14 protein-coding genes are annotated in these 14,008 nt (G+C 62.7%); 4 read left to right on the forward strand and 10 right to left on the reverse strand.

The window, feature by feature from the left end; all coding sequences use genetic code 11:
• Window positions 1-3: 3 nt before the first annotated feature.
• The 8 genes from BW967_RS18805 to BW967_RS17400 form a co-directional block, all read right to left on the reverse strand.
• Window positions 4-837, reverse strand: a complete 834-nt coding sequence (locus tag BW967_RS18805; RefSeq protein ID WP_245826612.1) for a CheR family methyltransferase — start codon at window positions 835-837, stop codon at window positions 4-6.
• Entirely contained in the window at window positions 834-1,307 is a 474-nt protein-coding gene (locus tag BW967_RS17370) for a chemotaxis protein CheW (RefSeq protein WP_076486364.1), read from the reverse strand. The genes BW967_RS18805 and BW967_RS17370 overlap by 4 nt, the downstream gene beginning before the upstream one ends.
• Window positions 1,304-3,016 carry a methyl-accepting chemotaxis protein gene (locus BW967_RS17375; RefSeq protein ID WP_076486365.1) on the reverse strand — a complete coding sequence of 571 codons (1,713 nt, stop codon included), beginning with the start codon at window positions 3,014-3,016 and terminating at the stop codon, window positions 1,304-1,306. Before BW967_RS17375 ends, BW967_RS17370 begins: the two co-directional genes overlap by 4 nt.
• Complete coding sequence (locus BW967_RS17380; RefSeq protein WP_076486366.1) at window positions 3,013-3,495, reverse strand: chemotaxis protein CheW; 483 nt, start codon at window positions 3,493-3,495, stop codon at window positions 3,013-3,015. The genes BW967_RS17375 and BW967_RS17380 overlap by 4 nt, the downstream gene beginning before the upstream one ends.
• Entirely contained in the window at window positions 3,492-5,471 is a 1,980-nt protein-coding gene (locus tag BW967_RS17385) for a chemotaxis protein CheA (protein ID WP_076486367.1), read from the reverse strand. Before BW967_RS17385 ends, BW967_RS17380 begins: the two co-directional genes overlap by 4 nt.
• Entirely contained in the window at window positions 5,468-5,836 is a 369-nt protein-coding gene (locus BW967_RS17390; protein WP_076486368.1) for a response regulator, read from the reverse strand. The genes BW967_RS17385 and BW967_RS17390 overlap by 4 nt, the downstream gene beginning before the upstream one ends.
• Window positions 5,837-5,845: 9 nt before the next feature.
• Window positions 5,846-6,151: an STAS domain-containing protein gene (locus BW967_RS17395; protein WP_076486369.1), complete on the reverse strand. Its 306-nt coding sequence runs from the start codon at window positions 6,149-6,151 to the stop codon at window positions 5,846-5,848.
• A gap of 128 nt (window positions 6,152-6,279) precedes the next feature.
• Window positions 6,280-6,945 carry a Crp/Fnr family transcriptional regulator gene (locus tag BW967_RS17400; RefSeq protein ID WP_245826614.1) on the reverse strand — a complete coding sequence of 222 codons (666 nt, stop codon included), beginning with the start codon at window positions 6,943-6,945 and terminating at the stop codon, window positions 6,280-6,282.
• A gap of 262 nt (window positions 6,946-7,207) precedes the next feature.
• Here BW967_RS17400 and BW967_RS17405 point away from each other — a divergent pair, with 262 nt between their 5' ends.
• Window positions 7,208-8,605, forward strand: coding sequence for a cytochrome P450 (locus BW967_RS17405; protein ID WP_083952307.1), 1,398 nt, complete (start codon window positions 7,208-7,210; stop codon window positions 8,603-8,605).
• A 3-nt stretch (window positions 8,606-8,608) separates the two neighbouring features.
• On the opposite strand, the gene cydC is transcribed toward BW967_RS17405, so the two are convergent.
• Window positions 8,609-10,273, reverse strand: a complete 1,665-nt coding sequence (cydC, locus tag BW967_RS17410) for a thiol reductant ABC exporter subunit CydC (RefSeq protein ID WP_076486371.1) — start codon at window positions 10,271-10,273, stop codon at window positions 8,609-8,611.
• Window positions 10,270-11,958, reverse strand: coding sequence for an ABC transporter ATP-binding protein/permease (locus BW967_RS17415; RefSeq protein ID WP_076486372.1), 1,689 nt, complete (start codon window positions 11,956-11,958; stop codon window positions 10,270-10,272). Before BW967_RS17415 ends, cydC begins: the two co-directional genes overlap by 4 nt.
• A 130-nt stretch (window positions 11,959-12,088) precedes the next feature.
• Here BW967_RS17415 and BW967_RS17420 point away from each other — a divergent pair, with 130 nt between their 5' ends.
• The 3 genes from BW967_RS17420 to BW967_RS17430 are packed head-to-tail and all read left to right on the forward strand — an operon-like array spanning window position 12,089 to window position 13,984.
• Entirely contained in the window at window positions 12,089-12,796 is a 708-nt protein-coding gene (locus tag BW967_RS17420; protein ID WP_076486373.1) for an energy-coupling factor ABC transporter ATP-binding protein, read from the forward strand.
• Entirely contained in the window at window positions 12,790-13,422 is a 633-nt protein-coding gene (locus BW967_RS17425; protein WP_076486374.1) for an energy-coupling factor transporter transmembrane component T family protein, read from the forward strand. The genes BW967_RS17420 and BW967_RS17425 overlap by 7 nt, the downstream gene beginning before the upstream one ends.
• A complete protein-coding gene (locus tag BW967_RS17430) occupies window positions 13,412-13,984 on the forward strand; it encodes a biotin transporter BioY (RefSeq protein ID WP_076486375.1) in 573 nt (190 codons plus the stop codon). The genes BW967_RS17425 and BW967_RS17430 overlap by 11 nt, the downstream gene beginning before the upstream one ends.
• Window positions 13,985-14,008: the final 24 nt, after the last annotated feature.

Consider the following 14,008-nt stretch of genomic DNA (forward strand, 5'->3'; position numbering starts at 1 on the left):
GGGTCAGATCCTGTTGTAAACGGCGGGTGCAATCTGTTCGAGCGCGGGATGGCGCACGACCATCGATTCCGAATGGCCAACGAACAGGCTGCCGGTTGGGGCAAGATGGTGGACAAGCCGATCAATCAACGCGGCCTGATCTTCCGGCGTGAAATAGATCAGGACGTTGCGCAGAAAGATCACATCGACATCGCGGTCGATCGGAAAGCTCTGATCCATCAGATTGAGCCGGGTAAAGTTCACACGGGCCCGCAATTCGGGCACAACCCGAAAGGCTTTTGCATAGTTGCCCGTGCCTTGCAGGAAATAGCGATTACGCTCGGCCGGTGTGAGCGGGCGAAGCTGGTCTTCGGGATAGATCGCGAGGCGCGCGGTCTCAAGCACCCGGTTGTTGATATCCGTGCCAAGGATCACCCAATCAAAGGGCGACACCCGCGCCTGTTCGGCGAGCACCATCGCCAGCGTATAGGCCTCTGCCCCGGTGGACGCTGCGGCACTCCACGCTTTGAAGCGGTTGCGCCCGGTTTCGCGGAAACGCGGAATGCAGACCTCTTGCAAGATATCGAAATGCTCGGATTCACGAAAGAAATCCGTCTTGTTGGTCGTCACCGCATCAAAGATGTGGTGACGTTCCGAGTCGAAGGATTTCGTTTCATAAAGCCACGTCAGGTAGCCGTCGAAATCCTTCAGACCAAGCGCAACGATGCGTTTGTGAAACCGCCCGGAGATCATAACCCGTTTTGCCGACGACAGGTTCACACCGATCTCGTCGCGAATAAAATCGGTGAACTGCGTGAACAGGTCAGGGCCTTGGTTTCGGGCGGTGTTGGGCATCATGCAGCCTTTGCGCCTTGGGCCTGATCTAGGGTTTCGGCATCGAACATGCCGTCCAGATCAAGCATTGCCACCAGTTTTCCATCCCGTCGGCCGAGCCCGGCCACGAAGCGGCTGACACCGTCGGCCATGCCGGTTTCGGGCAGCGGGTCTTGCTTCGGGCCATCAAGTTCGGTCACTTCGAGCACGCGTTCGGTCTTGAGCGCGATCCCAAGAGGGCCCCGCGGCGTATCGAGCCGCAAGACCACCAGCCGGGTGGCCGCATCATCGGGCTTGGGCGCAAGGCCCAAGAGCAGCCGCAGGTCAACCACGGCCACCCCGGTGCCGCGCACATCGATCACACCCAGAAGATGGGTGGGCCAATGCGGCACCTTGAGGAAAGGCGCCAGATCGAGGATCTCTTGGACCCGCGCAACAGGCAGGGCAAAGAGATCACTGTCGATCTGTAGCGTGAGGACCTGAGGACCAATCATGCCACGCGGCCCCGCTTCGCCCCACCAGAGCTGAGGAAGCTGGCGTCGAGATCGTCTTCCGAACTATCAAGCTGGAAGTCGAAGCCACCGCCGTTCGATTGCGCAGCCGGTTTCGGCGCAGACCGGACCGGGGCCGGGGCTTTGCGCGCGGGCGCGGCTTTGCTGGGGGTGCGGCGCGAGCCGGTTTCGCTGTCGCTCAGGCGGAAGAAGCCAATCGCCGCTTGCAGTTGGTCGGCCTGACCCGAAAGCTCTTCGGCAGTGGACGACATTTGCTCGGCGGCCGAGGTGTTTTGCTGGGTCACCTGATCCAGCTGCTGGATCGCGGTATTGACCTGCGAGGCACCGGCGGCTTGTTCGCTTGAGGCACGCGAGATGTTCTCGACCAGTTTCGAGGTGCGCTCGATATCGGGCACGAGGCCGGCCAGCATATCGCCCGCTTCTTGCGCCGCACGCACGGTGTTGCTCGACAGCGAGGAGATTTCGCCAGCCGCCGCTTGCGAACGTTCGGCAAGCTTACGCACTTCCGAGGCAACAACCGCGAAACCACGGCCATGTTCGCCAGCACGGGCCGCCTCGACCGCGGCGTTCAGCGCCAGAAGATCGGTTTGACGGGCGATTTCCTGCACCACCATGATCTTTTCGGCGATGGTTTGCATCGCATCGACGGCACGGGTCACCGCGCTGCCCGACAGACGCGCATCTTCGGCAGATTTCCGCGCCATCGCCTCGGTTTCACCCGCGTTTTGGGCGTTTTGCTTGATCGAGGCGGCCATCTCTTCCATCGAAGAAGAGGCTTCTTCGGTCGCGGTCGCTTGTTCCGTGGCGCCGTGGTTGAGTTCTTGCGCCGTCGAAGACAGCTGCTCGGCCCCGGTGGCCACATCGCGCGAGGCGGTCGAGACATCGTTCACGATAACACGCAGACGCTCCACCATATCATTGAGCGCGATCGAGAGATCACCGATTTCGTCACGCGAGGTCACGTCCATGGTGTGGCGCAGATCGCCTTTCGCCACATCTTCGGCCAGACCGACGGCTGCACCAAGCGCTTTGCGCAGACGCGCGCCGAACATCAGCACCAGCGTCAACGCGAGCAAGATTGCCCCCAAGGCGACGCCGCCAATCAAAAGCGCGATCATGTCCGAACGGGCGAGGCCAACTTCGGTGAGCACATCTGCTTCATGCTGTTGAAAAGCTTCGAGCTTCTCCACCAATTCGGTGAAGGGTGCAACGGCTTCGAGATAGGCGCCAACAGCCTCATTCTGACCTTCGCTGTTGCGAGCACGGGCAACGGCCTCAAGCCGGGAGAATGCGGCCTCTGCCGTCACTTTCGCGGCGACGGCTTCTTCAAGCATCACTTCTTCATCGGCAGAATGCTCGGTCGAGAGATAGGCTTCCCATTCCTGCGCACTCGTTTGGCGCATCGTCGCCAGTTCTTCTTGCGCTTCGGTCCAGCTAATCTTGCCATCGGCTGCGTGGCGCAACACACGGGGCGCCTCGACGACATAGGCGGCATCGACTTGGCGCAGGTGCATCAACGACATAACGCTGTTGTCATGCACCGAATGCAGGGCTTTCGCCCCTTGGGTGTCCCCCCAGATCCCGATCGCGGCAATCCCCACCATGGCGGAGATGGTCACCATCTGGAGCAGGAACATTTTCGCGGCAACGCTTTGCAAGCGCCCGCGCGAGGTCTTGGTTTTGGCAGTCATCTATGGATGTCCTTCCTAGGTTCAGCGCTGCGGGCGCAGTGCGATTTGAAGATCGCCGGCAGGTCCGGCAAAATAACGAATTCCCCGTCGCGCTGGCCGATGCCGCGCACGATTTCTGTTGGCCAACGGCTGCCTACGGGCGGCGCGGCATCGACGCTTTCAAGATCAAGAGCCGAGACATCGAGCACCTTGTCGGCCAAAATGGCGACGGTGGTAGCCCCGCCTTCCAGTTCGACATCCAGCACCACCATTCGGGTGTCATGCGTCGTTTCTTCGGCCTCCATGCCAAAGATCGCGCGCAGATCGGCGAGCGGCACCACGGCGCCGCGCACATTGATCAAGCCAGACACGAAAGACCCGGCATTTGGCACGCGCGTGACCGGCACGGGCTCAAGGATTTCATGCAGGTTCGAAGCGGCCACAGCGAGCATCTCTTTGCCCAAGCGCATCGTCACCACGTCGATCTGATTGCCGTTCATGCTGCACTCTCCCGGCGAATATGCTCTTCGGCCTCGCGCCCAAGCGCCACGATCTGGCCCACATCCAGCACCAACGCGACGCGGCCATCGCCCAAGATCGTCGCGCCAGAGAAGCCGCGCAGATGTGCGTGCAATTGGCTGAGTTGCTTGATCACGGTTTGCGTGTTGGAGACGATCCGGTCGACCACGAGGCCGATCCGGTGCCCACCGGCCTGAACGATCACCACTTTCGGGTGCAGGCTCAGCGGTGCATCGACATGGAAGAGTTCGCGCAGCCGCAAGAACGGCACCAGCGCGCCGCGGATATTCAGGAACGCGGCAGAGCCGTTTTCTTGCGCTTGGGCCAGCGGCAGTTCCACGCATTCTTCCACCGCCGCAAGCGGGATCGTGTAATGCTCGCCGCCCACTTCGATCAGCAACCCGTCGATAATGGCGAGCGTAAGCGGCAGGCGCAGGGTCACGGTGGTGCCGTGGCCCGGTTCGGAATCGAGCTCAATCTGGCCGCGCAATTGTTCAATCGTGCGGCGCACCACATCCATGCCGACGCCCCGCCCCGAAACCTCGGTCACAGCAGCGGCGGTGGAGAAGCCCGGCTCAAAGATCAGGTTGTACAGATCGCGCTCCGACAGTTGCGCATCGGGGCTGATCAGGCCATTGGCCTCGGCGCGGGCGCGGATTTTGCCCGGATCAAGGCCACGGCCATCATCGGTTAGCGTGATCAGCACCTCGGCGCCCGCATAGGCCGCCGAAAGCCGCACCGTGCCCCCCTCCGGCTTGCCGGCAGCGCGGCGTGCCTCTGCACTTTCCAGACCGTGATCGGCCGAGTTGCGCAACAGGTGCACAAGCGGATCGGCGATCAGGTCAATCATCGTTTTGTCGAGTTCGGTTTCTTCGCCCGACACTTCGAAATGAATGGGCTTTTCAAGCATCGCCGAAAGGTCGCGCACCAAACGGCGGAACCGCCCGGTGATCGAGCCAATCGGCACCATCCGCATCGACATGGTCGCGCTGCGCAGGCCCGCAGCAAGGCGCTCGATATCTTCAGCAACGGCCAACAGCGCGGGGTCGCGGCTTTGCGCGGCCAAGGCTTGCAAGCGCGCCTCGACAATGACCAATTCGCCGACGCGATCCATCAACTCATCAAGCCGTTCCGTCGCCACGCGCATCGTTTCGCCCGCAGCGGGGGCGACCTTCGCCGGAGCGCCAGAGGCCGGATTGCTTGGCGCCGCCTCCGGGGTTGCCGTGCCTTTCGCCTCAACCGGGGCCGAGGGCGCGGCGGGGGCGGCATGGCCACCCTCTAAGGTCAGTTCCAGGTCATCGCCATGGAACATGAACACATCTTCGATCGCCTCTCGCAGCACGGGCGTTTCAAAAGCTACGCGCCAGCCAACAAGAAAATCGAGCGGGTCCAGCGTTTCGAGCGGCGCGATCCGGTCTGTGATCGCCTGCACCTGCGCGGGCGCGAGTTCGCGCAGCTCATCCAGCAGCATGCTCGGGTCATGGCCCAGCTTCACCACATCGGGCGGCAGGCGGAAGCGCAGAGCCTCGGCCACCGGCGCGGCGTTTTCTGGCGCGGCCTCGGCCTGCGCTGCGGGGGCAGCCCCCTCCCCGCCCGGCATCGCGCGGGCCAAAGTTTCAAGCACGGCTTGCGCGGCAGCAGATTCCGAATCGGGATCGGAGATCATCGGCAAAACCCGATCACAAGCCGCAAGGGCCGCCGCCACAATCGCCGGGCTCAGCGCCACATCGCCTTGCCGAACGCGGTCAAAAGCGGTTTCAAACTCATGCAAAAAGGCGCTCATCGCCGTGTAGCCGAACATCGCCCCGGAGCCTTTGAGCGTATGCAGGCTGCGGAACGCGGCGTTCACCAGCTCGGAATCATCCGGGGATGTTTCGAGCGCAAGCAGGTCGCGCTCAAGCGCGGCCACCAGTTCGGTGGCTTCCTGCAAAAAGATCTGACCAGCCTCGTCGATCATGCGCGCACGACCTTGCGAACAACATCAAGCAGCTTTTCTTGATCGAAGGGTTTGGTCAGCCAACCGGTCGCGCCTGCGGCACGGGCTGCGGCCTTCAGGTCATCGCGCGATTCGGTAGAAAGGAAGACCACCGGCACGCCAACCGCACCCGGCGTGGCGCGGAATTTCTTGATGAAGCCAAGCCCGTCAAGGCGCGGCATATTTTGGTCGGTGAAGACGGCATCGACCTTGGTCGCCGCAAGCTTTTGCAGCGCGTCTTCGCCATCCACCGCTTCCATCACGGAAAACCCTGCGCTGCGCAGGGTCATCATCATCATTTGCCGGACCGAGGGGCTGTCATCGATGGTCATAATGGTTTTTGTCATGGGTCTTCCTCAGGCTGCGGTCAGGCCGGACCAAGTTCCGTTTTCAAGACGCGGGCGGGTATCGACGGCCTCCAGAAAGCCAAACCCCTCCAGCGCGCGGGCCAGCGCGCCCCCTTCAGGGCAAGAGATTTCGAGCCGCTTTCCGAGGCTACGTGCGGAAAGATGCGCCGAGAAAAGCAATTGAACCAATGCCAAGGAGGCATCGTTCAAGGCCCCGGTTTCGATCCGGGGGGCACTGGTCTCGGACAGCAAACGCTGCAATTCACCGTGCAGCACGGGAAGGTCGGCAAGGGAGTAGTCGGATGAAAGGTCCATCGGGTGCGCATCTCCGAAGTTGTGCGCATCACGCTACGTTGATCGGCTTACCGAAACGCTAAATTGGAGCCTGAAATATAGAATTGTAGGAAGGGGGTTAACGAGGTCTTGCCCCTCAGTTTGACAGATCAGCGCAGGCGCTGAACCAGAAGCCGGACTTCTTCGCGCTCGGCCTCGGTTTCGCCTTGATAGTCCTCAAGCACGCCCTGCATCCAAACCTCACGACCCGAGAAGCGGTAAACCCCATCTTCCTCGAGCCTTTTTACCAGCCGCGACATCGTCTCGCGCTGCACGCCGATCAAATCGGCAAGGTCAGACCGGGTCATCGGCAATTGCATATGCATCTCGTCGCCCTCGGGGGCACCATGCCGAGCCATCAGCCAAGCGAGGAGCTTCGCCAGACGCTCTTTGTTTGAGGTGGTTGCTGCCGCAATGATCCGCGCATGAGAGCGGTCAATCTCTGCCACTGCGCGCACCATGAGCCGCTCAAGAATCGCGGGATGGTGGCGGATCAGGCGTTCGGCGCTCATGCGTGCGACGGTGCAAACCCGCGAGGGCATCAACGCGCGCGCTTCGGTTTGGTGTTCGCCTTGGCCAAGGAAAGACCGAAACCCGATGATCTCACCGGGATAGGCCAGCCGCATCAGTGTCGAAGACCCATCGGCATTGTGGCTGCGCAGCGCAAACAGACCTTTGGAGACGCAAAACACACCCCGGTTCGGCGCGCCCTGTTCAAAGAGCACCTCACCTTGGGCGATTTCGCGGCGCGAAAACCCACCTGTCAGTTGCGACACCGACCCAAGCCCCACGGGATGCCAGAGGCTCTTTTCGTAAAAAATGCACCGTCCGCAAGGATGATGGGGCGGATCGAACACGTCAGCCATGGGCGCAGGCCTTTCGAAAACCTCTTAAATCTTCATACCGCTATCGGCAGGTGCGTGCGAGTGCGGCACATGGTATCACCTCCTAAAGAGGCATTTACGATGTGAGCGCTGTCACTGACAGAGGCGAAAAGCGCCTCGATATCGGCGCGATACTGGCCAAACGGAGCATGAAATGACCGATGAAACCGCCAATGCTCCGGAAATGACCCTGCCCCCGAAGCCGCCCGCACGGCAAGGAAAGGTGTCGCTTTGGCAGTATTTGAAGCTGTTTCAGCGGGACATTCTTTCGGCCCAGCCCGCGCATCTTTACCGCGCTTGGATGGCGGAAATGCGCACACCGTTCTTCCGCTCGTTCCTGTGCAACGAGCCTGACTTGGTGCACCGCGTCTTACGCGGCTCGGCGCATGATTTCCCCAAATCGGAACGCATCCGCATGGGGCTGAAGCCGCTTTTGCGTGACAGTGTTTTCATCACCAATGGCGCAATTTGGGAACACCAGCGCCGCATCATTGACCCCGCGTTCGAGGGCGGGCGGCTGCGCGAAGTCTTCCCTGCAATGTGGCACAGCGGGGTTGCGGCGGTGGAGCGCCTACGGGGCCTGACCGACGGCGCACCACATGACATTGAAGCCGAAACCAGCCATGTGGCGATGGATGTGATCTTCCGCACTATGTTCTCGATGCCGATTGAACATGAGATTGCCCAAGCCGCATTTGAGGGGTTCCGCGCCCACCAAGCGGCGCATCCGGTCGCAAACCTTGCGGCGATTTTGCCGTTCCCGAAATGGTTCCCCTCGGTCCATTCCAAGAAAACAGTGGAAACGGCAAAGGCGATCCGGGCGTTGATTGGACAATTGGCGGAAATGCGCGCGGTAGAGATTGCGGCGGGCACCGCGCCCGATGATCTGGCGACGAAAATCATGACCACGCCAGACCCGCAAACCGGGAAGGTGTTCGATACTGGCGAGATGGTCGATCAGGTGGCGATCTTCTTCTTGGCCGGGCATGAAACCTCCGCCGCTGCGCTAGCGTGGTCGCTTTACCTGCTTGCCACGCATCCTGAATGGCAAGAAAAGCTCGCCGCCGAGGCGACAGAGGTTTTGGGCGATGACACGCCCTATTTCTCGGTCCTGAGCAAACTCAAACTCTCCCGTGCGGTGTTCCGCGAGGCAATGCGCCTTTACCCGCCGGTGCCGATGTTCGTGCGCGAAGCCGCCTGCCCGATGCATTTCAGGGGTCGCAAGGTGAAGAAGGGCGCGCAGATCATTGTCAGCCCGTGGCACCTTCACCGCCATGAGCGTATTTGGGACAATCCCGATGCCTTTGATCCGGGTCGTTGGGAGACCGAGAACGGCAAAACCGGCCTGCGCGATGCGTATGTGCCGTTCTCCGAAGGGCCGCGCGTGTGCCCCGGTGCGGCCTTTGCCATGGCGGAGGGGCCGCTTTTGCTTTCTATGTTCTTGCGTGCCTTCCGGTTTGAGCCGGTTGCGGGCGAAGTGCCGATGCCGGTTGCGCATCTTACCGTGCGCTCGGATCACGGGATCAAGTTGAAGCTAACGCCGCGGGCGTAGAGCTCAGACCGTAATCGTCAGCACCCGGTCAGCCATTGCCGCATCGGGCGCGCGGTGGCTGACAAAGATGATCCCGGCTTCGGGCAGAAGCTGGCGCAGTCCCAAAAGCGTGCCATGCGCGGTGGCGGCGTCCAACCCCTCGGTCGGCTCATCCAGCATCAGCACCTGCGGACGGCGCAGCGCGGCGCGCGCAAGCGCCAGCCGTTTGGCCTGACCACCAGAGAGCCCCGAGCCTTGCGGGCCAAGCAGGGTTTGAAGCCCTTCGCGGGCATGCAGCACACCGGCCAAATGCACCGCTTCCAGCGCTTGCCACATCCGATCCTCATCCTGCGCGCGTTCTTCCGGCAGCGCGAGGGCAAGGTTTTCCGCAATCGTGCCGCCGATCAGCGCGGAACGCTGCGGCACGAGCGTGAGCCGTTCCCGCAGCCGCGCTTCGGACCAATCGCCAAGCGGCGCGCCGGAAAGAAGGATCTCGCCCGAACTGGGGGCAATCAGGCCAGAGAGCGTGGCGAGCAACGTGGATTTCCCCGCGCCCGACGGCCCTGTGACCAAAAGCGTTTCACCCGCGGCGAGCGTGAAAGAGAGCGGGCCAAAACTTGCCCGTTCTGCACCGGGGCGGCGATGCACCAGCGCTTTGGCTTCCAGCACCGGGGCGCCGCTGCGCGGTGCGGGCGCGGTTTGGGTCGTTGCGCGCGCCGGCGTATCGACCAGAGCCAAGACCCGGCCTGCCGCGCCTTGCATCCGACCCCATTCGGCCAAGCCGCGGCGCAGGGTGGTGAGCGTTTCGGCCAGCGCCAGCGCCACAAAGAAGCCAATCGCGCTTTCCGCAGGCGAGATGATCCCGGCTTCCGCCGCGCGTCCGCCCAAGAAGATTGCAGCCGTTGCGGCAAGCCCGGCGGTGAGCGCAAGCGCCGCGCCAGACCAAAGGTCAATATCGTCCAGACGTTGGCGGGCAGCTTCTTCGGCGCGCACAGCCTCCAAGGCGGCATCGGTTTGCCGCTCCAGCGCACCGGCCACGGCCAAATCGGCTCGGTTGCGCATCAGATCCAGACTTTGGGCGCGGATCTGTTGCAGGCTCGCCTCGGCTGCGGTGGCCGGCGCATGGGCCCGCAAAGCAGCCAAGGTCAGAATCGAAATGCCGCCCAGCGAATAGATCGCCATCACCGCAATGGCTGTCGCCGGGGTCACAAGGAACCAAAGCGCCACAAAGGCCACGGCTTGGGTCGCACAAGCGGCAAAGAACGGCAGCACAAGGCGCAGCATCAGCCCGTCTAGCGCATCAATATCCGCCGTGAGGCGGTTCAGCGCCTCGGCCCCGCGCAGCCGCGCTTGCACCTCATGCGGCAGCCGCGTGATCCCGGAATGCACCGCGCCGCGCAGGCGGGCCAAGGCGCGCAAGGTGGCGTCGTGGCTCAGCATCCGCTCGCCATAGCGCGCCGCCGCACGCCCAAGCGCGAGGAAACGCACGCCCGCCGAGGGGCGGAAGAAGTCAAAAGCTATGCCGATCCCGCCAATGCCCGCCGCTGCCGCCGCCGTAACGAACCAGCCCGAGAGACCCAAAAGCGCCGCGCCCATGATCAGCACGAGGATCGACAAGATCAGCCCACGCAAAAAGGCTTGGCGTTCGTTTTCAGAGATCAGCCGGGCGACCAGAAGAAGCGATTTCATTGCAGCCCCCCCGCTTCAAGCGTGATGACCCGATCACAAGCGGCCAGAACGGCAGGGTCATGGCTGGAAATCAAAAGCGCCGCGCCTTTGGCTTTGAGCCCCATCAGACCCGCCATCACCGCTTGGGCGGTGTCGGCGTCCAAATCGGCCGTTGGTTCATCGGCCAAGATCATCGCCGCTTGTGCATGGTGGGCGCGCGCCAGCATCAGCCGTCGCGCCTCGCCCCCCGAGACACCGCCACCAATGTCGCCCAAGGGTGTGGCAAGGCCTTCGGGCAAGGCGGCAATAATGTCTTCCGCCTGCGCGGCTTTCAGCGCCGCATTTAAATCGCCCTCGCGCCCCAAAGTGATGGCCTCGGCCAGCGGCGCGGCGATGAATTGTGGCGCTTGCGGCAGCCAACCCATCGCGGCGCGAATGTCATCGGCATTGGCATCGTTCAATTCGGTCTCGCCCCACAAGATGGCGCCCTCATCGGGCCGGATCAGCCCGGCAAGCGCCGCCAAAAGCGTGGTTTTGCCCGCGCCGGAGGGGCCAGAAAGCGCGACCGCCTCACCCGGCGCAATGGCGCCATCGGCAAAGCGAATGGGCGCGGCATTGGGGGCGGGCCGCAAGGCCAGCCCCGCCCAACGCAGCGTTGCTGGCGGCAGGGGCTTTTCGGGCGTGCCATAGCCCAGAAGCGTGCCTTCGCGGGCGAGCGTTTCTTTCGCCGCAGCCAGATCTGTGGCGACGGCAAGCGCCGAGGCGCGATCATGCCACGCGGCAGACAAATCACGCATCGGCTGGAACACCGTCGGCGCAATCATCAAAAGGAAGATCCCGGCCTCAGGGCTGAGCGGCGCACCCCATGACCCCCAAGGGATTTCACCCAATAGGTTGAAGCCAACGTAGATGGCGACCAACGCCACGCCGAGCGCGGAGAAAAGCTCCAGCACAGTGGAGGAAAGGAAGGCGACGGCCAGCACTTTCATGGTGCGGGCGCGCAGCCGCTCAAACACATTGGCCAAGTCATTGCCGGCCCGCGTTTCTGCTCCGATCAGGCGTAGGTCGGTGACAGCGGCAATCCGGTCCACCAAAGCGCCATTGAGCGTGCCCATCTGCGCCATTTGCTTTTCCGAGGCTTCCTGTGCAGCAATGCCAACCAGCGCCATAAAAATGGGAATGAGCGGCAGCGCGATCAGGAAGATCAGCACCGCAATCCAGCTAAAGGGCAGGGTCATCAAAATCAGCGCCAACGGCACGATGCGCGAGCGCATCTCGGCGGGCGTGTAGCGCGCGGCAAACGGGCCCAGCAGGGCGAGCTTTTCGCCGGCAAGCGAGGCAAGTTCGGCAGGAGTGAGGCCAGAGGCGCGGGCATCAAGCCGCGCGGCGGCCGAGATCAGTGCTTGCCGCTCGGTCGAGACAAGCCGTGTTGCGCCCCGACTGGCCAGCGCTTGTGCCGCAGCATCGAGCGCGGCGCGCAGCCCCATGAGCGCCATGAAGCCAAGCGCGGCCTCCCAGATCGGCAGCAACACCGGGGGGGCGAGAAGCCCGCCAATCGCCAAGGCGACGAGCGCGGATTGGGCGGCCCAAAGCAATTCAGAAACAGCGGCCAGAAGCCCGGCAAGGCGCAAACGACCCGCGACCGGGGCGATGAGTCTGGCCAGTTCGGCCTTCGCGGTAGAGGTGGATTTATCGCGTTTCTTCATTAGGAGTGGTGATCAATCAAAGTGGCACGGGCGTATTGGCAGCTTCCCGGCGCGTCCTGCCTAGCACTCTCGTCGAGATTTCACCAGTCGCTCGGTTGACGAGGGCGATCACAAAGGGCAATGCGGCGCCATGACACATGGAATCGACATCCAAAGCATCAGCCTGACCCGCGAAGGGGCAGAGGTTTTTCGCGATTTCAGCTTGCAGTTGCGCGAGCGGCGCATCGGTATTGTGGGGCGCAATGGGGCGGGGAAATCATCGTTGATCCGCCTGATTTCAGGATTGGTCGCGCCGCAATCGGGCATGGTGAAGGTTGAAGGCGTGGATGTCTTGAAAGACCGGGCTGGGGCTTTGGAGACGGTGGGCTTGCTCTTTCAAAACCCCGATCACCAGATCATCTTCCCCGCTGTGGTCGAAGAGATTGCCTTTGGGCTGGAGCAACAAGGCCTCAGCCGGGCCGAGGCACGGGCCCGTGCCCGCAGTGTTTTGGCCCATCATGGCCGCGCCGATTGGGAAGACCGTCTGAGCCACGCGCTTTCACAAGGGCAGCGCCAGCTTCTGTGCCTGATGGCGGTTTTGGCGATGGAGCCGCGCTGGATTTTGTTCGACGAGCCCTTTGCCAGCCTTGATATGCCGACGGGGCTCGCCATTGAGGCGCGGATCAAAGCGCTCAAGCAAAACGTCGTCATTGTCACCCATGACCCGTCGCGGGTCGAAGGGTTTGACCGGATCTTGTGGCTTGAGGCAGGCAAGATTGCTGCAGATGGCTCCCCCGATGAGGTGCTGCCCCGCTACCGCGCGGCGATGGAAGACTTGGCGCGGAGCATGGCATGCTAAGCTTGGCCCTGCCCAAGCGCAGCTGGGCGCATAAACTGCCCGCAAGCGTCAAATTTGGCGTGTTGGCCGTGCTGATGGTGGGGCTCATGCAATTTGGCACGCTGACGGGGCAGCTGATTGGACTTGCCCTCGCCGCGGGGCTGACGTTGTCCTTGGGGCTCACCGCCAGCAAAATCGCGCTACAGGCTTTGCGCCCTGTGCTGTGGATCGTTGCGGTGATCGTGATTTGGCACTTTTGGCAACGCGAGTTCAGCCAGGGCGCCGTTTTCGGCATCCGGGTTGTGGCGATGGTGGGCCTTGCCAATTTTGTCACGCTGACAACGCCGCTGCCGGAAATTATTGCCCTTGTCGAACGGCTCGCGCAGCCGATCCGGCACTTTGGCCTATCGCCGCGCTTGCCTGCGCTGGCCGTTGGGCTGGTGCTGCGCTTCATACCTGAACTACGTGCCCGTTATGCGGCGATGACCGATGCATGGCGTGCCCGGTCCCCGCGCCGTCCGCGCACAAAACTCGTCGCCCCGCTCGCATTCTCTCTGCTTGACGATGCGGATCATTTGGCCGAAGCCCTGCGCGCGCGGGGCGGAATTGCCCCTTTGCCGACAAGGAGAGACCAGCATGGAACGTAATCTGACCCTTATCACCGTCTTTGCCGCGCTGATCGTGGTTCTGGGCCTTGTCCCGGCCATTCCGCTTGGCTTTGGCGTCCCGATCACGCTGCAATCGCTGGGCGTCATGCTCGCGGGCGCGGTGCTGGGTAGCTGGCGCGGTGCGCTGGCGGTGCTTTTGGTGCAAGGCCTTGTGGCGCTTGGCCTGCCTGTGCTGGCGGGTGGCCGTGGCGGTCTTGGCATTTTTGTTGGCCCGACCGCAGGCTTCTTGATTGGCTGGCTGCCCGCAGCCTTTGTGACGGGCTTCATTGTGGAGCGCATCCGCGCGCTGCCCGTGGCTGTGGCCGCCGGGATCGGCTCGGTTCTTGGCGGGATCGGCGTGCTCTACGCGCTTGGTATCGTCGGTTTTTGGCTTTTCAAAAATGCCGGAATGGGCCCGGAAGACACCCCGATGAGCCTTTGGACCGCGACGCTGATCATGGCGCCCTTTATCCCCGGCGACCTTGTGAAAGCGGTTTTGGCCGGGATGATCGCGCGTACCATCGCCCGCTATCGCCCCTCGGCGCTGATTGCCCGCGCCTAAGGCTGCAGCTGCGGCAATCTGACG

Origin of the sequence: Rhodobacter aestuarii, from assembly GCF_900156655.1 — a bacterium.
GTDB classification, from domain to species: Bacteria; Pseudomonadota; Alphaproteobacteria; order Rhodobacterales; family Rhodobacteraceae; genus Rhodobacter; species Rhodobacter aestuarii.